This window comes from Cryobacterium sp. M91, from assembly GCF_002929615.1.
Classification (GTDB): domain Bacteria; phylum Actinomycetota; class Actinomycetes; order Actinomycetales; family Microbacteriaceae; genus Cryobacterium; species Cryobacterium levicorallinum.
This window is the reverse complement of record NZ_PJJT01000073.1, coordinates 30,536-47,616: the sequence shown is the minus strand read 5'-3', so window position 1 is coordinate 47,616 and position 17,081 is coordinate 30,536. Positions and strand designations below refer to the sequence as shown.

The 17,081-nt window shown below is 65.4% G+C and carries 12 protein-coding genes; 11 read left to right on the top strand and 1 reads right to left on the bottom strand.

What is annotated here, in order from left to right:
- The first annotated feature begins 93 nt into the window (after window positions 1–93).
- From CXY80_RS20685 to CXY80_RS04095, 11 genes are all read left to right on the top strand, one after another.
- Complete coding sequence (locus tag CXY80_RS20685; protein WP_369828623.1) at window positions 94–537, top strand: hypothetical protein; 444 nt, start codon at window positions 94–96, stop codon at window positions 535–537.
- A 25-nt stretch (window positions 538–562) separates the two neighbouring features.
- A complete protein-coding gene (locus CXY80_RS20680; RefSeq protein ID WP_369828622.1) occupies window positions 563–844 on the top strand; it encodes an ANTAR domain-containing protein in 282 nt (93 codons plus the stop codon).
- Window positions 845–1,177: 333 nt separating this feature from the next.
- On the top strand, window positions 1,178–3,409 hold the full coding sequence (locus tag CXY80_RS04135) for a UvrD-helicase domain-containing protein (protein ID WP_104131713.1): 2,232 nt from the start codon (window positions 1,178–1,180) through the stop codon (window positions 3,407–3,409).
- 221 nt (window positions 3,410–3,630) lie between these two features.
- The gene (locus CXY80_RS04130; RefSeq protein ID WP_104131712.1) at window positions 3,631–5,235 is read left to right on the top strand and encodes an HNH endonuclease signature motif containing protein; all 1,605 of its coding nucleotides are present in this window, start codon (window positions 3,631–3,633) and stop codon (window positions 5,233–5,235) included.
- 62 nt (window positions 5,236–5,297) lie between these two features.
- On the top strand, window positions 5,298–7,409 hold the full coding sequence (locus CXY80_RS04125) for an alpha/beta fold hydrolase (RefSeq protein ID WP_104131711.1): 2,112 nt from the start codon (window positions 5,298–5,300) through the stop codon (window positions 7,407–7,409).
- Window positions 7,410–7,467: 58 nt separating this feature from the next.
- Complete coding sequence (locus CXY80_RS04120) at window positions 7,468–8,964, top strand: DUF3375 family protein (protein ID WP_158251564.1); 1,497 nt, start codon at window positions 7,468–7,470, stop codon at window positions 8,962–8,964.
- On the top strand, window positions 8,957–9,616 hold the full coding sequence (locus tag CXY80_RS04115) for a DUF4194 domain-containing protein (protein ID WP_104131709.1): 660 nt from the start codon (window positions 8,957–8,959) through the stop codon (window positions 9,614–9,616). Before CXY80_RS04120 ends, CXY80_RS04115 begins: the two co-directional genes overlap by 8 nt.
- Complete coding sequence (locus tag CXY80_RS04110) at window positions 9,613–12,981, top strand: ATP-binding protein (RefSeq protein WP_104131708.1); 3,369 nt, start codon at window positions 9,613–9,615, stop codon at window positions 12,979–12,981. The genes CXY80_RS04115 and CXY80_RS04110 overlap by 4 nt, the downstream gene beginning before the upstream one ends.
- An 87-nt stretch (window positions 12,982–13,068) precedes the next feature.
- A complete protein-coding gene (locus CXY80_RS04105) occupies window positions 13,069–13,722 on the top strand; it encodes a hypothetical protein (RefSeq protein WP_104131707.1) in 654 nt (217 codons plus the stop codon).
- A 133-nt stretch (window positions 13,723–13,855) separates the two neighbouring features.
- Window positions 13,856–15,091 carry an amidohydrolase gene (locus CXY80_RS04100; protein ID WP_233194952.1) on the top strand — a complete coding sequence of 412 codons (1,236 nt, stop codon included), beginning with the start codon at window positions 13,856–13,858 and terminating at the stop codon, window positions 15,089–15,091.
- Window positions 15,081–16,418 (top strand): DUF3100 domain-containing protein, encoded by a 1,338-nt coding sequence (locus CXY80_RS04095; protein ID WP_104131706.1) that lies wholly within the window; start codon window positions 15,081–15,083, stop codon window positions 16,416–16,418. Before CXY80_RS04100 ends, CXY80_RS04095 begins: the two co-directional genes overlap by 11 nt.
- Before the next feature lie 15 nt (window positions 16,419–16,433).
- On the opposite strand, the gene CXY80_RS04090 is transcribed toward CXY80_RS04095, so the two are convergent.
- Window positions 16,434–16,955 (bottom strand): UPF0158 family protein, encoded by a 522-nt coding sequence (locus CXY80_RS04090; protein WP_104131705.1) that lies wholly within the window; start codon window positions 16,953–16,955, stop codon window positions 16,434–16,436.
- Window positions 16,956–17,081: the final 126 nt, after the last annotated feature.

Genomic DNA, 17,081 nt, shown 5'->3' with positions numbered 1-17,081 from the left:
GGGACTGAGGAGGAAGATCGTGCAACCTGCCAAAGCACTGACATTCGACTTTGACGCGCCACCCGCTACGAGTTAAGAGCCACACTAAACCGCATGACGAGCATGACGAGCATGACGAGCATGACGAGCATGACGAGCATGACCCGGGCCGCGCTGGTAAGCGGAGCATTTGTAGAACTAGCTGACGCACTGGTCGGCGAATATGACGTGCTCGATCTCCTGCACACCCTGGTCGACCAATGCGTGGTGTTACTTGACGCCACCGCAGCTGGCATCCTCCTAGCGGACCACAACGGCAATCTGCAAGTTGTCGCCTCCACGAGTGAAGAAAGCCAGATCGTTGAAGTTTTGCAACGTGAAGCCGGAGCAGGTCCCTGCATCGACGCGTATCGGTCAGGAAAGGTCGTCACGCTCAGCGATATCGCCACCAACGGGGATCTCTACCCCACTTTTTTAGGCCGCGGCATTGTCCCAGGGCTTCCAATCCGTTCACGCCATTCCGATGCGTTTTCGTCCCCACCCCATCGGGGCGCTTAATCTGTTTCGAACGAAGAAAGGCGTGTTGAGTGATGAAGACGCGACAATTGGTCAGGCCCTAGCCGACGTCGCGACGATCAGCCTTCTCCATGAACGCACGGCTCGAGAGAATGCAACGGTAAACGAACAGCTACAGCGTGCCCTCAATAGCAGAGTGTTCATTGAGCAGGCCAAGGGAGTCATCGCTGAACGAAACGGCATCAATATGGGTCAAGCTTTCCAGCGGCTGCGCGAGCACGCCCGTTCGCGTCAGGAGCCGATGCACACAAGCGCCGCAGGCGTGATCAGCAGCCGCGTCATGATCTAGGTCGGGTGTCCCGATTCACGCACTGCGTGAGCCATGCATTCCTAGAGGTACTGGCTAGAGTTCCGACCTGGACTGGTCCTCCCGACCCTGCCGAGCAGACCACGAAACCACCGAGCGCGGGACTAATGCAGCCGTGGACTGGACCGTCTGTGCTCGACCAAGCCGACACCGGCTCCCCGTCACCGTCGGTAATACGCCCGAGATGACGTTCACCGATCAAGGTCACAGGGAAAGAAGCGTGCCCGGCCAGGCCGTCCCGAGCGTCCCAATACACACAGCAAGGCCCACACTGACGGCGACTAAACTGGTGACTTCGGTTTAAGGGGTGCGTGCGTGATCGACCAGGAGCTTGTTCGGGAACAGAACTATGTCCAGTCGCTGTATGAGCGGTTGGATGCACTAGCGGAAGAGGCCGAACATCAGCTGATCGAGGTGCGCCGCCTCGACGTGGGCGGCAACCACCAGTCCCGCAGCGAACGCGATACCTTCGCCCGCCTGTACGAGGATCGCATCGTGCAATTGCGCGAGGTCGACGACCGGCTTGCATTCGGTCGGCTCGAGACCATGCCGGACGACTCCGGCGACTCGGTCTACCGCTACATCGGCCGGGTCGGGCTGCGCGACGAAGACCACAAGCCCCTGCTGCTGGACTGGAGGGTACCGCAGGCCAGCGCCTTCTATCAGGCCACGGCCGCCACGCCGCTCGGTGCCCGGGTCCGCCGTCACCTGCTGTCCAAGGGGCGCAGCATCATTCGCATCGAGGACGAAATTCTCGATGCCGCCCTGCTCGCCGACCCGGATGCGACCACGCATCAGGGCGAGGGGGCCCTGCTCGCGGCCCTCACCGCGCAGCGCACCGGGCACATGTCCGACATCGTCTCGACCATTCAGGCGGAGCAGGACCGCATTATCCGCTCGGAGCTGGCCGGAATTCTCGTCGTGCAGGGCGGCCCTGGAACCGGCAAGACCGCCGTCGCTCTGCACCGCGCCGCCTACCTGCTGTACACGCACCGGGATCGCCTGCGCGACAGCGGTGTGCTCATCATCGGCCCGTCACGCGCGTTTCTGCAGTACATCGAGGCCGTGCTGCCGTCGCTCGGCGAGACCGGGGTCGTGCTCGCCTCGGTCGGTCAGTTGTTTCCCAACGTCGAAGCGACCGAAGAGGATGCCCCGGCCGTTGCCGCTCTCAAAGGCCAAGCGTTCATGGCAGACCTCATTGCCCGGGCCGTGCAGTCCCGGCAGCGCACCCCGGCCGCCGCGCAGGTGCTCGTCGTCAACGGCGACCGCATCGTGCTGCAGCCGGAGCTGGTCGCCCAGGCGATCGCGCGCGCTCGCGGCACCGGCAAGACCCACAACGAGGCCAGGGTCACGTTCGTGAAGACGGCCATCAACGCGCTGTCCAGGGTGTGGCTCGAGCATCTGCAGCAGCAGGGCCGGTCGATGGACGATACCGACCTGCCGATGCTGCGCGAAGATCTGCGCCTGGCCGATGACGTGCGCGTAGCGCTGAACACCGCCTGGCTGCCGCTGACCCCGCAGAAACTGCTGCAAGATCTGTATGCGCGGCCGCAGTGGCTGGAGGAGCTGACTCCGCGCTGGCGTTTTGCCCAGCGCAAGCTGCTGGCCCGCGCGCGCGACGCCGAGTTCACGATCGCCGACATTCCGCTGCTCGATGAGGCGGCCGAACTGCTCGGCGAGTACAACGCGGTCGACCAGGCGAAGAAGCGCGCGCTCAAGGAACAGCGTAAGCGTGACGTGGAGAACGCCGAAACGGCCATTGAAAACATGCGGGTGAAGGGGCTGGTCAACGCCAAAGACCTCGCCGCTCGTGCCGGCGAACTCGATGAGCGGGCCACGACCAGTGAGCGTGCCGCGCGGGACCGCAGCTGGACCTACGGCCACGTCGTCATCGACGAAGCGCAGGAACTCTCCCCGATGCAGTGGCGGCTCGTGTTGCGGCGTGGTCCGCGCAGGTCGTTCACGATCGTCGGCGACATCGCGCAGGCGGCGAGCGCTGCGGCATCCGCTAGCTGGAAGGAGGCGCTGCAGCCGGTACTCGAGGGCTCGCCGGAGGCCGACCGCTGGCGGCTCGAAGAGCTCACCGTGAACTATCGCACGCCGAGCCAGATCGCTAGAGCGGCCGAAACCGTCGCGATCTCGCACGGCTTGTCGATCACGCCCTCCCGCACGGTGCGGTCCAGCGAATGGCCGGTCGAGACGGTAGCGGATGCCGCGTCGGCGGTTCGCCGGGACCGGGCGCTCGGCGCTGGCGGCACCCTGGCCGTGATCGTCGTCGATGCCGGTCTCGCCGAGCTCGAAACAACGTTGCGGGCCGAATTCGGCGACCTGCTCGGCGTCGGTGCGCTCGGTTTGAGCCGGGAGATTGCGCTGCTCACCCCGCAGGACGCGAAGGGGCTGGAGTTTGACGCTGTTATCGTTGTCGACCCGGCGGCGATTCTTGCGGCCTCGGAGCGTGGCGCTGGGGCGCTCTACGTCGCGATGACCCGGGCCACGCAGCGGCTGTACCTGGTGGGCGACGCGCCGCTCGGTGATGCGCTCGGCTGACGTCGCTGGTGACGCCGTCGTCAATGCGGATGCCGAGCTGCCCTGATCGAGAAAGTGTTTTCCCAAGGTGCGCAGCGAATTGACCTTGGCTGCTCAAACGAGCTTTGAGCCCCGTTCGCTGATCGTAGACAACTCTTAGAAAATCGCACCATAATACTGAGATTGTCTCGCTTTCACGGGCGTTTCGGAGTATAATTCTGGGTGAAGGAGGCATCGTCGCCATGACCCTCACCGTCCCGCCCGCAGCAGCCGGTTCGATGCCGGAGTTTGAGGGTTCCCGGGTTGCGGTGATTGCTCAGGCCGGTGCATTGTTGGCTTCCGTTGTTGACGGGGTGCGGTTTAGTCATCTTGATGACGGTGAAGCGGTCGCGGTCATGGCCGCGCTGGAGGGCCTCGGGCGCAAGGTCGATGCGGCCAGACTGCGGTCGACCACCGACATTGGAGTTCGCGCGGAGACCGACCTCGGCAACGGATCTTTGGCGTATAAGAACGGATGCCGTAACCGGGTTGAGCTCATCACCCAACTTGCCGGCATCTCAGGCCGTGAAGCCAAGCGTCGCCTGAAACTGGGCGAGACGGCGGTCGAACGCACCCCGCTTGGTTTGCCGGTCGCGGCCCGGTATCCGGTCATTGCCGAGGGGCTCGTGAGTGGGGAGCTTGGGGTGGAGTCGGCGGAGATCATCGCCGGCACCCTGACCGCGTTGCAGGGCCGGGTCTTGCCGGACGACCTCGACCGCGTCGAACGTGCACTGGTGGCGTCGGCGTCCGGGGAGATCACGCCGGAGACGGTGGGGCTGCCGGGCGCGGGCATCCGCTTCGCGCCCGACATGCTGCGGGCACAAGCCCTGGAGTGGCAGGGCCGGCTCGACCCCTACGGCACCGCGCCCAACGACGACGCCGTCGAGGCGAAAAGCACGTTGACCTTCGGCCTGCTGCGCAACGGGCTCTACCCGGTGCACGCCAACGTCACCCCGGAACTGCGCGGCATCATGGACACGTTGTTCGACACGTTCCTATCGGCGCGGTCCCGCACACCGCGATTTGAACCCACCGAACCCGGCAATGACCCCGGCGAGCTGGACGGCGTTTACATCGACGGCCCGAGCACGAAGGGTGAGCGCTTCGGCGCCGAACCGTTCGGCGCCGACCCGTTCAGTGCCGACCCGTTCAGTGCCGACCCGTTCAGCGGCGATACCCGCTTCGACGGGGACCGCCGCACCGGCGGTGAGAAGCGTGCTGACATCCTTCGCTCCGTGTTTGAAGCGGCCGCGCGCGACCCGCAGACCCCGACGATGGGCGGTGCGGCCCCGACCGTCATGATCCACATCAACGCCAGCGACCTCGACCAGGGCCGTGGCGTTGGCTGGATCGACGGTATCGAAGCCCCGGTCTCGTTCCGCCGGGTGAAAGAAGCCATCTGCACCGGCGGCGCCCGAAAGGTACTGTTCGGCGACAACGGCGACGTGCTCTACCTCGGCGACACAGTTCGCTGCTTCACCGCCAAGCAACGCACCGCCATCGCCGCCCGCGACGGAGGCTGCATCATCCCCGGCTGTACCATTCCCGCCCGGTGGAGCGAAGTCCACCACGTTATCCCGTGGCAAAAACACGGCCTCACCAACATCGACAACGGCGTCCTCCTCTGCTGGTTCCACCACCACACCATCGACACCAGCGGATGGAGAATCCGCATGATCAAGGGCCGACCCCACATACTCGGACCATTGCTCTTTGACCCAACCCAAACCTGGCGACCCGCCCACAATCACCGAGCCAACACCCCCAGCCCCGAACCTTACCGGCCCGAACGACCATGGCGCACCTGAGTCTCCGGCGACGCGTGCGCCAGCGGCTAGTCATTCCGGTCGGGTAGCGTTGAAGCATGACAATGGAGTCTCACCCCACGCCCTTTTCCAGTCTCGATGACTACGTGGCGCTGCCGCGGGTGGAGGGCCTCGCGCTCTCGCCCGACGGGCAGCGGGTCGTCCTCACTGTTGCGACCCTCACCCGCGACCAGACGAGCTATGAGCGGGCACTGTGGTCAGTGGCCGCCGACGGCACCGGCGTTCCGACCCGCCTGACCCGGTCGGCGAAGGGCGAATCCGGGGCCGCGTTTACGGCCGACGGAGACGTTTTGTTCGTTTCCACCCGCCTCGACGCGGCTGCTGACAAGGGTGCTGACACGGACGCCGTGGCCGCCCAGCTCTGGCTGCTGCCTGTTGCCGGCGGCGAGGCTCGCGCGATCACCCGCCTGGCGGGGGGAGTATCCGGCATCGCCGCGGTGGCGTCCTCCTCCTCCAACCTCGTGATCGCCGCCGAGCTCCTGCCGAGCGCCGCCGACCTCGAAGCTGAAGGCGCCGCCCGCAAGGAACGCACCGAGAAGAAGGTCGCGGCTATTCTGCACGAGAGCTACCCGGTGCGGTTCTGGGACCACGATCTCGGTCCGGCCGAACCCCACCTGCTGGCGCTCGACCTCGCCGACCTGCAGGACACGATCGCACCTCCCGCCAGCGCCAGCGACACGGTCAGCGAAGCGGATGCCCCCGCTCCTTATCCAGCCGACCTCCCGCGTCCCCGAGACCTCACGGCCGCCCCCGGTCGCACCATGGATACCGCCGGCCAGGCCCTAACCCCGGACGGATCCACGCTAATCGTCGCCCTGCGGGTTGCTGAGCAACGCTCCGGTCGCTATGTGCTGGCCTCCATCGACGTCGCGACCGGCACCCAGACCACCCTGTTCGACGAATTGAAGGTTGACTTCGAATTCCCGGCTGTGAGCCTCGACGGTAGACAGATCGCCTTCGTGCGAACAGCCGTCAGTACCCCGGAGGGTCCGGCCGACCAAGAACTCTGGGCTGCCGACCTGGACGGCCGCCGCCCGCGTCGCCTCGCCGCCGAATGGGACCGCTGGCCGACCAGCCTGGTCTTCGACGCGGACACCGAATCCAACCAGGCCCTTATCGTCACGGCCGACCACGACGGCCGCGGTCCGATCTTTCGCGTACCGCTAGACGGCGGAGCGCCCGAGCAGCTCACCACCGACGACTTCAGCTACACCAACGTCTGCGTCGATGCCCAGACCGGCGACCTCGTGGCCTTGCGCTCCTCCTGGATCGCGCCGGCGCATCCGGTGCGCATCGGCCGCTCCGGTACCGTCAGCATGCTCGCCACACCGGCCGCGCTCCCCGAGGTTCCCGGCACGATCACCGAGGTTGAGACCGTGGCCGAAGACGGAGCGCGAGTACGCGCCTGGCTACTGCTGCCTGCGGGAGCCGGGCAGGAGCATCCGGCCCCGCTTCTATTATGGATTCACGGCGGCCCGCTGAACAGTTGGAACGCCTGGAGCTGGCGGTGGAGCCCGCTGCTCGCCCTAGCCCGAGGTTACGCGGTGCTCTTGCCCGACCCCGCGCTCTCGACCGGCTACGGGCTCGATTTCATCGCTCGTGGCTGGAACGCCTGGGGTTGCAAGCCCTACACCGACCTGCTCGCGATCGTTGATGCAGTCGAAGAGCTGCCCGAGATCGACGAGACCCGCACCGCAGCGATGGGCGGATCATTCGGAGGCTATTTGGCCAACTGGATCGCCGGCCACACCGATCGGTTCCGCGCCATCGTCAGCCACGCGAGCCTGTGGTCGCTCGACCAGTTCAACGGAACGACCGACGACTCGCCATACTGGCAGAGCATATTCTCGGCGCAAGGCATGATCGACAATTCGCCGCACCAGGCGGTGCGCGAGATCGTCACGCCGATGCTCGTCATTCACGGTGACCACGACTACCGGGTGCCGATTGGCGAAAGCCTGCGGCTGTGGTCTGAGCTCGCCGAACACCACGCAGGGGTCGACGGCAGTACCCAGCACAAATTCCTGTTCTTTCCCGACGAGAACCATTGGGTCCTCAAGCCTCAACACGCGGTGGTCTGGTACCAGACCGTGTTCGCTTTTCTGGACCAGCACGTGCACGGCGCCGACTGGAAGCGGCCGCGCCTGCTTGGCTGATCAGGTCAGGGGCGCCCCGCAAGTCGGTTAAAGTGGAGAGCTGGAAAGGAACCAGCTATTGAGTGACATTGCAGGCGAATTGGCGCGGGTGCGCGAAGCCTTCGACAAACCCACCCTTCGACTGCTCGACCGCAAATGGGCGCCGTTCGTGCTCGCTGTGTTCAAGAGTTCATTCAGCCGTGAGCATCGCAGCGTTTCCTGCGAGGCACTGCACACCCAAGTGGATGCCTACCTCGCCGACCTCCGCAGCATCGGCCTGGATGCGCCCGAGAAAACGGGCCGCGCCCTCTGCGTGCAGTGGATGAACGACCTCTGGCTCTACCGGGAGATCAGCGACGCGGGGGAGGAACACTACTCGCTCACCAGCCACGCCCTCGAAGCCCTGCTGCTCGTCGACGGTCTCGCCCGAGATCGGGCGCTGATCAGCGAATCCCGCCTCACCACGATCGTCGACACCGTGCGTCATCGCGCCACCGAAGCCAACCCAGACCGCGAGGAGCGGGTGCGGCGTCTCGACCAGCAGATCCACGAGCTCAGCAGCGAGCGTGACCGGCTCTCTGACGGCGGCGACATTGAGCCGGCCTCCAACGAGCAGATGCACGAGGGCTACGCCAACCTCATCAACCTTATTCAGCAGCTGCCGAGCGACTTCAAACGGGTCGAAGAATCCGTCGCGGCCATGCATCGCCAGATCGTCAACGACTTCCGCGGCGAGGAACGGCCGATCAGCGAGGTTCTCGACGACTACCTCGCCAAAACGGATGCCCTCATGTCGTCGACCGCGGAGGGTCGCGCCTTCGAGGGCGCGTTCACCCTGCTGCGCAACGACGCTCTGCTGCAGGGGCTGAAAGCGGATCTCGAGACGATTCTGCTGCATCCGTTCGCCCTCGAACTCAGTCGCACCGAACGCCGCAGCTTCATGAGCACGGTCACCCTCATTCGCAAGGGCATCGACGACGTGCTGACCCAGCGCAAGGGGCTCACGACCACGCTGCGCGAGCACATCGTCAACCATGACGTCGTGAAAGATCGCGAGCTTGAACGTGTGCTGCGCGACGTCAATCGCGAGCTCGCGACTTGGATGCAGACCGCCGGGCCCCGCTCTACTGTCACCGCCGAACTGATGCCGGGCACCCTCGACGTTGAGCACCTGCCCGAACGGTTCTACGATCCGGTCGCCCACCGTGCTCCGCCCGCGCTGGCCGATGTGTCGGGCGCCGCGCCCGCGGCGCCGAGCCTCGACGCCCTGCGGCAGCAGGGTGGGCCACTGCTCCAAGAACTGCGCGACGCCCTCGTGGTCGCATTCGGGACGGGGGAGGCGGCATCCATTGGCAGCGCCTTCAACGGGCTCGACGCGAGCCTGCGTCGGCCGGTCGAGATCCTCGGCCTGCTGCAGCTCGCCGCCCAGCTCAGCCCGGGCACGGCTGGGCTCGAGAGCTTTGAAACGGTGCGACCGGATGGCTCGGTGCGTTTCTTCGAGGTGCCGCGCCTCATTTTGACCGACGACGACACGGCGGCACTGGCCGCCCAGAATTTGGGTTCCGAGAATGACTGACGACCTGGCTGACGACGACACCGGCATAGACAGCGACCCGGCCAGCCTCTCGCTGTTCGAGGGGGATGAGGGCGGCCTGAGCGTGGAGCAGCGCCGGACGCTCGTGCTGCTGCTCAAGCACCGCTATATTTCGTCGGCACTACAGCCGGCCGAGTGGCAGACCCTGCTAAAGTCGCAGAGCCTGCTCAAATCCCGGCTCAACGACGTCTTTCTCGACCTGCACGTTGACCTGCACTACGAGATCGCCTTCAAGAGGCAGGCCCTCGCCGAGGGCGGCGAACGCTTCCCCACCCTGCTGCACGACGTCGCCTACAGCCGGGAAGAGACCATTCTGCTCGTGCTGCTCCGCCAGCGTTTTCGCAGCGAACGCGCCAACGGTTTGGAAATTGTTCTGGTCGACCGCGACAACCTGGTCGACAACGTTGCCCATTTTCGGCCGGAGCACGCGACCGACCTGTCCGGCGACGCGCGCAAGGCGACGGCCGCCGTCGACAGCCTCGCCAAGGCGCGGGTGCTGCTGAAAACCAGCGACCCCGACCGCTTTCGCATTTCCGCAGTGATCGAAGTGCTGCTGCCGGTGGAGCGCCTGCGTGAGCTGCTCGAGTGGCTGCGCGCCGAAAATAACGAACCGCTGATGGAGCCCCTGGTATGAACGATTCCCCGCTGTTCTATATCAACGGCGCCACCGAGGGCACCACGCAGTGGCGTGCCGAATCGATGCAACTGGTCAATTGGGGCGGCTTTCATGGCCACCACGAGGTCGACTTCAGTGCCTCGGCCACGCTCGTCTCCGGAGCCTCCGGCACCGGCAAGAGCAGCCTGCTCGACGCCTACCTCGCCCTCATGATGCCCTCGGACACCCCGTTCAACGGTGCGTCGAACGACGCCGGCTCCGGCCGGGCCCGCAGCGTCGACCAGCGCAACCTGATGACCTACCTTCGCGGCAAGACCGACGCCAACCGCGAAGCCGGCACCGACGAGCTGACCGACCAGGTGTTGCGCGGCGCAAACGCAGCCACCTGGGGCGCCATCGCCATGACCTTCGTCGACGACAACCAGCGCCGCTTCACCGTGCTGCGGGCCTACTTCGTGCCGCGCGGCGCCCACAAATTCGCCGACGTCACCATGAAAATGGCTACGACAGACGGATGCCTCGACCTGCGCGACCTCGCCGCCATCGCCGGGAATCGGTTCGACAAGCGCGCCCTGAAAGCCCACTTCGACGGCGTCGACGTCTTCGATACCTACGCGGCGTTCGCCCAGACGCTGTATACGCGGCTCGGCATCGGCGCCAACGGTGAGGGCAGCAAAGCGTTGCGCCTGCTCGCCCGCATTCAGGCGGGCCAGCAGGTGAAAACGGTCGATGGACTGTATAAGTCGATGGTGCTCGAAGAGCCGGCCACCTTCGCCGCCGCCGACAAGGCCGTCGACCACTTCGAAGACCTCGAGCGTTCCTACGGCGCCATGGTCACCGAGGCGCAGAAGGCGCAGGTGCTCGAACGCCTGCCCGAGCTCAACGCCGGCTATGAGGCCGCGACGGCCAAGGCCGATCTGGTCGACACCTTCGGCGTGCACCGGGCCGGCGATACCCCGTTCGTGCTGTGGCAGTTGCAGACCGAGCAGGCCCTCCTCGAGACCGCCGCCGACACCAACCGGGTCGCCCGCCGGGATAACCGGGTCGCCCTGAGCCAGGCGCGTGACGGGGAGACCGCTCTGAAAACCCGGGTGGCCGACTTGCAACACCAGCAACGCAACAACGGCGGCGACCTGCTCGAACGCCTGCAGAACGAACTCACCCAGCTACGCCACCGGCACGACGACGTGGCTCGCGAGCGCGCGAGCTTCGACGATCGGGTGCAGAATCTCGCCCTGCAGCTCGATTCGCCCGCATCCTTCGCGGCTGCTCAGCGCGCCGCCGAAGAATTCGCCGCCGCGTTCGCCGCCGCCGAGGCCGCACTGGAAGCGACCCGCTCTGCGCTGCAACGCGAGTCGTACCCGGTGGAGGAGGGCATCCGCTTGCTCAAGCAGGAACGTGCCTTTCTGACCGGACGCGAGAGCCTCGTGCCCCAGCAACTGCATCAGGCCCGGCTGCTGATCTCCGAAGCGGCGAACATTCCGGTCGATGAGCTGCCGTTCGTGGCCGAACTGATCGACCTCGCCGCCGGTGAAGAGCAGTGGCGGCTGGCCGCCGAGGTGACCCTCGCCTCGGTCGTCAAGGTTCTGCTCGTCGATGAGACCCGGATCTCTCAGCTCAGCGCGGCGATCGACCCGCTGCAGCTGCCGCAGCGCATCCACTTTGAGGGTGTTGAGCTGAAGCAGCACGTCGTGGCCGTCGGCGACGCCCGTTACGTCTCGGGCAAGCTCGACGTGAAAGACTCGCCGTTCAGCAGCTGGGTGCAGGCGCGCCTGCGGAGCGCAAACCTCGACGCACTGTGCGTGGCCAGCCCATCCGAGCTGGGTGGCGCAGGCGCACGGGTGACTTCGAGCGGGCAGACTCGCAATGGGTCCCGGGGCGCCCACGGCGCAAACGCGGGTCAGAAATCGATCATCGGATTCTCCAGCCGCGCCCGGCTCGACGACATTGCGTCGGAACTCGCGGCGCAGGGGCGGGTGGCCGATGCTGTCGCTGGACGGGCATCCGCTGTCGCAGACAGCTTGGTCGGACTGCGCGATAACCAGGCCGCTCACCAGCACATTCTCGACACTGACTGGTCGACCATCGACGTTGCGGCGGCTGCCGAGCGCATTGCGGGCAAGAAATCCGAGCAAGAACGCATGCTCGCCGGCAGCGATATCCTGCGCGCCCTGAACGATGAAGAGAGCCGGCTGGCCCTCCAACTCGATGTTGCCGGAAAGCAGAAGCACGCGGCCGACCGGACCGGCGCAACGCTGGCCGAGGAGCAGAGCAGCATCGTCGACGCGCAAGACACGGTGAGCGCGCGGCTGGACCAGATCGACCAGGGCGACGCGCTCGTGCTCGCGGCCGAACATGCCGCGCACCTGAGTGAGCAGTTTGCTCTGGTCACCGACCAGAACGATCTTTCCGGTTTTCCCGCCGGCCTGAAACGCCTGCGCGAGCGGTTGATTGCGCAGTCGGCGCAGGACCGCGACAGCGCGGCACGCGATCGCGCGGCCATGATCGGCATCTTCGAGTCCTTCCAGAGCCGCTGGCCCGACCCGAACATCGGCGTCGCTCTCGAATCGGTCACGAGCTACACCGACATTCTCGACGCGATCCGCACCCTCGGCCTGTCGGAGCGGCGGCAGGAATGGAAGCGCCGACTCTCCGCCTGGAGCGGCCAGGACCTCGTGCCGCTCACCGGCGCGTTCAACTCGGCGATCGAGGAGATCGAAGACCGGCTGCGACCGATCAACGAAATTCTCGCGACCCTGCCGTTCGGCGCGGGCCGGGACCGCCTGCAGATCGCCCTGCGCCGCCTGCACCCGGGTGACGCGACCTCGTTCCGCAAGGAGCTCAAGGTGCTCTCTTCAGGCGCGACGGAGCAATTCACCGATGATGAAACCGAGGACCGCTTCACCCGGCTGCAGCGGTTCATGGCTTTGATTCGCCGGCCCGACGGGCTGAATAACTCCCAGCGGGACCTGCTGCTCGACGTGCGCCAGCATGTCGAAATCACCGCCGTGCGCGTGACGCCCGACGGCGTGGAGGTGAGCACCTATTCCTCGCTCGGCGGCAAGAGCGGTGGCGAGTCGCAGGAACTCGTGGCCTTCGTCGTCGGCGCAGCCCTGCGCTTTCAGCTCGGCGATGAGAGCCGCACCCGGCCGCGTTTTGCCCCGGTCTTTCTCGACGAGGGTTTCGTGAAATCCGATGCCGAGTTCGCCGGGCGTGCGGTCGCCGCGTGGAAGGGCCTCGGATTTCAACTCATCGTCGGTGCTCCGCTCGACAAGGTCACCGCCCTGGAACCGCACATGCAGTTGGTGCTCTCGATCACCAAGAACACCGCCACTGGTTACTCCTACATCACGCCGCTGGCGTCACCGGAGGTCGCTGCCTGACTCACTGAAGTGGATCAACGCTGGCGAACTCTACTCTTCGGACTGCCAGCGGCTTGGGCGTAGCATGTTGGGGGGTCGGCGCGTGGAGTGGCCAACGAGATTGGAGCAGAGGTGATCGGATCGCGGCAACTCCATCGCAACCCCAGCTTTCGTAACCCCACTTTTCTCTCAACCTGGCTGCTCTGGCTCGTCGGTTTCCTCGCTTTTCCCATAGCCAGCCTCGCCGGAACCGCCGTCGGTGGGCGGCTCAGCAACCCCGTATCGGCCCTGATCGGTGGTGCAGTCTGCGGAGTCGTGATCGGCGTTGGACAGGTGCTGGTCAGCCGGCGTCGACTCGATCCGCTGATCTGGGTACCGCTGTCGGCCATCGGAATGGGCCTGGGGCTGCTACTCGGCTCAACCGTTGTTGACTATCGAACCACCCTGGCCGAACTAGCCCTGATGGGCGCGGTCACCGGCCTCGTTCTCGGCACCGCGCAGGCCGTCGCCCTGCCGCGGCGGGCCAGACGCCGCTGGCTGTGGGCACTGGGTGTTGCCGCTCTTTGGGCTCTCGGCTGGACTTTGACCACCCTCGTCGGGGTCGACGTCGATGCCCAGCACACTAATTTCGGCGCCATCGGTGCGGCAGCTGTTACCGCATTGTCGGGGCTGCTGCTGCACTTTTTGCTACCGTATCACCCCGCTTCGGGCGTGTGGCTACCTTCCCGACGGGTCACGACCTCGACGCTTGGACCCCAATGAGGGGGAATGTTTCCGTCCAGTAAAAGCGAGAACGTCCCGACGTAATAGGCCCTGCAGAGCGGATGCCCCGAATCAGTGTCGGCATCGGCGCGACCAGAACCGGCGGCCCGGGGCCGCCAGATCGGAATTACCCGTGGAATTCTCCGCCATGCTCGCCGAGACGACCGGGCTGAGGTCGGACGTCGTCAAACAGGTCGCGTCCGTGGCCGCCGACGTGCTCCAGCTGAGCCGCACCATTCATGCCGACCCGGAGCTGTCCTTTCAGGAGCACCGGGCATCCGTTCTGGTCGCGGCCCGACTTGAAGAAGCGGGATTCGCGGTAGAACGCGGCGTGGCCGACCTTGGGACAGCTTTTGTGGCGACCGCAGGAAGCGGACCGCTGACGGTGGCCGTCTGCGTCGAATACGACTCGCTGCCCAACATCGGCCATGCCTGTGGCCACAACATAATCGCCGGCGCGAGCGTCGCGGCCGCACTCGCCCTGCTCCCGCTCGTGGATGACCTCGACATCACCCTGCGGGTGATCGGAACTCCAGCCGAAGAGCACGGCGGTGGCAAGGTTGTGCTTCTGGAACGCGGCGTGTTCAATGGTGTGGGAGTCGCCATGATGACCCACCCCGTTCAGGACGGAATGTCCTACAACCCGGAAGGAACGACGAGCCAGGCCGTCGGCCGATACCGGGCAACGTTCCGCGGCACAGCCGCTCACGCTGCGGCGGCACCACATCTGGGAGTTAACGCTGCGGATGCCGCAGTGTTGTCGCAGGTGGCGGTGGGGCTGCTGCGTCAGCAGATTCCCAGCGATCACCGAATCGCTCTCTATGTTTCTGAGGCCGGATTTGCGACGAACATCATTCCCGACACTGCGGTGGTGGAATTTGAATGCCGAGCTTTCACCCTGACTCAGTACGAGGCGCTCCTCGTGCGCGTTCGTCGGTGTTTTGAGGCTGGCGCGCTGGCGACGGGGGCGACGCTGGAGTTCGAGCAGACCGAACCCCTCTACGAGCCGCTGCTCCAGGACGCGGTGTTGTGCGCCCATTGGAACGAGGGCATGGCGTTCTTCGGGCGCAACGTTGAACGATCGGCGGGGTTGAGCGGTGGGTCCACGGACATGGGCAACATTTCCCAAATCATCCCCAGCATTCACCCCTGGGTGGGCATCCCAGGGGCTCAGGTTCCCATTCACTCGCACGGATTCGCGGCCGTCGCTGATACTCCGGAGGCCTACGAGATCATGTTCGAATCCGCCATCGCGATGGCGTGGACGGTGCTCGGCGTCAGCACCGACACAGTGCAGCGCGAGACTTTCATCGCCGCAGCACAATCGCGCTCGACCGCGCAGACCACTGGGGAATCCGATGAACACTAGCGTCACGCCGGCCAAGCCCGCCGAGCGGTCGGCATCCGTTCGACTGAAAAATGCCTGGCCGATCCTTGCATTGGCATTTATCATCGCGGTGGGAAGTCAGGCCATCGGTTCCCTGACGATCGACCTCGGCGTTGGAACCATCATCATTTTTCCGATGGTCTGGGCCATTCTGATCGGTGCCGTGGTGTCGGTGCAGACAATCAAGCCGCTCGGGCTGAACCTGCAAAAGATCGCCAACGCGTTCGTTGGCATCGCCGTGATGCTTCTCGTTGCCCGTTTGGCATTCTCGATCGGTCCGAGCCTTCCCCTGCTGCTCGACGCCGGGCCAGCCCTGCTGGTGCAGGAAATCGGTCATCTGCTGGGCACGGTCGCCCTCGCTTTGCCGCTCGCGGTCTTGCTGCGCATGGGCAAATCCACCGTGGGTGCCACATTTTCGCTCGACCGCGAACCGGCCTTCGCTATGGTCAGTGAGAAGTACGGCCCCGATTCCGACCAGTATCGCGGTGTGCTCGCGATGTATGTGTTCGGAACGCTGTTTGGTGCCGTGTACATCAGCCTGCTCGCGTCGCTACTGACCTCAGCCGATATCTTCGACCCCCTTGCCCTCGCCATGGGCGCCGGGGTGGGGTCGGGGTCGATGATGGCCGCGGCCGCAGCGAGCATCGTGGCCCAGTTTCCGGCGCAGGCCGAGCAGATTCTCGCCATGGCCGCGGTGTCCAACCTCATCACCACGGTCCTCGGCGTTTACGTCGGCATCTACATCGCCCTGCCGCTCGCCGACCGGTTCTACCGGCTGTTAACTCGGAAACAGGTCGATCAGCAGCAGGCAGTGGATGCCACCACCGTCGATGAGAACCGTCGGTTCCGGGAAGCCGCTGCGGAGGCCGCCGCGCCGGTGAAACTCCCGATCTGGCTGGCAATGAGCGTGCTCTCCATCGTCGGCATCGCGACGGCGTCGGTGGCCGCAAAGTCCTTTTCCTGGAGCATCGTCGGCGGCTACGCCATCATGGTCGCGCTGATTCTGGTGAGCATGTTTCTGGCGAAGGTCTCGCGAAAGATTTCGGCGATTGTCTGGGCAACGACCATCGGAGCGCTGATCTCCAGCCCTTGGTCTCCGGTCGGCGAGCTGCTCACAGCTCTGGTGACCAGCGTCGACTTTCTGTCCCTGGCGACCGTCGTGCTCGTCAGTGCGGGGCTGAGCCTCGGCAAGGATATGCCCCTGCTGAAGCGGATCGGCTGGAAAATCATTCCCGTTGGACTCGTGGCGATCACGGCCTCGTTCGTGCTCTCCACCGTCTTCGCCGAGTTCTCCCTGGGTTTCTGGTAGCAGTAACGGATGCCGTCAGGAACGGTCCCAGACCCAGCGCGCAGCCTCGCCCAAGGCCCGTTCAGCCTGGTCGGCTCGTTCCTGCACGGCGAGGGCGGCTTCGATTTCATCGCACAGATCGTTGTCGACCAGCCAATCGATCGCCCGTGAAACGGCGCGTGCCTCGGCGAAACGGTGCCAAATCAGGTCGAGCCTGGGCTCTGCCTCCTGCACCGTGTTCGTGAAGCGGCGAAATGCTCCGGCACCGTTTAACGCTCGGGCCAAGCGGTCGGCGATGACGGGATCGGTGACGGCGTCCGCAAAATCGGACATATCCCGGTATTTGTCACGGGAGTCCTCAGCTCCAATTCCAATCCAGGCGGGGTCGTCAAGATCGATGTCTTCGGCGTCGCCCGTGATGACATCGCCGTCCATGATGGTCAGCATGTCCCCGGTCGCGGCGTTGTAGTAGCCACCCTCACCGTTGCCCAAGGTCATCACCAGCAGGTCCAGGTCAATGGTGGCCAGGGTGCGGTGCCGCGGCTGTTCGATAGTCATGCCCCCATAGTGGCCGCAATTCGGCGGGCAGGGGCACAAATAGTGCGATTCCGACTGCCCCCGCCCTGACCGCGCTAACTCCGGGTCGGCGCCCGCCATAGCTGGTGCGCCGAGTATACGGGCGAC

What these genes read in the sequence shown, in the direction of transcription:
- CXY80_RS04095 (WP_104131706.1), top strand. Translation starts at nt 15,081, where the DNA reads ATGAACACTAGCGTCACGCCGGCCAAGCCCGCCGAGCGGTCGGCATCC.
- CXY80_RS04110 (WP_104131708.1), top strand. Translation starts at nt 9,613, where the DNA reads ATGAACGATTCCCCGCTGTTCTATATCAACGGCGCCACCGAGGGCACC.
- CXY80_RS20685 (WP_369828623.1), top strand. Translation starts at nt 94, where the DNA reads ATGACGAGCATGACGAGCATGACGAGCATGACGAGCATGACGAGCATG.
- CXY80_RS04115 (WP_104131709.1), top strand. Translation starts at nt 8,957, where the DNA reads ATGACTGACGACCTGGCTGACGACGACACCGGCATAGACAGCGACCCG.
- CXY80_RS04125 (WP_104131711.1), top strand. Translation starts at nt 5,298, where the DNA reads ATGGAGTCTCACCCCACGCCCTTTTCCAGTCTCGATGACTACGTGGCG.
- CXY80_RS04090 (WP_104131705.1), bottom strand. Translation starts at nt 16,955, where the DNA reads ATGACTATCGAACAGCCGCGGCACCGCACCCTGGCCACCATTGACCTG.
- CXY80_RS04130 (WP_104131712.1), top strand. Translation starts at nt 3,631, where the DNA reads ATGACCCTCACCGTCCCGCCCGCAGCAGCCGGTTCGATGCCGGAGTTT.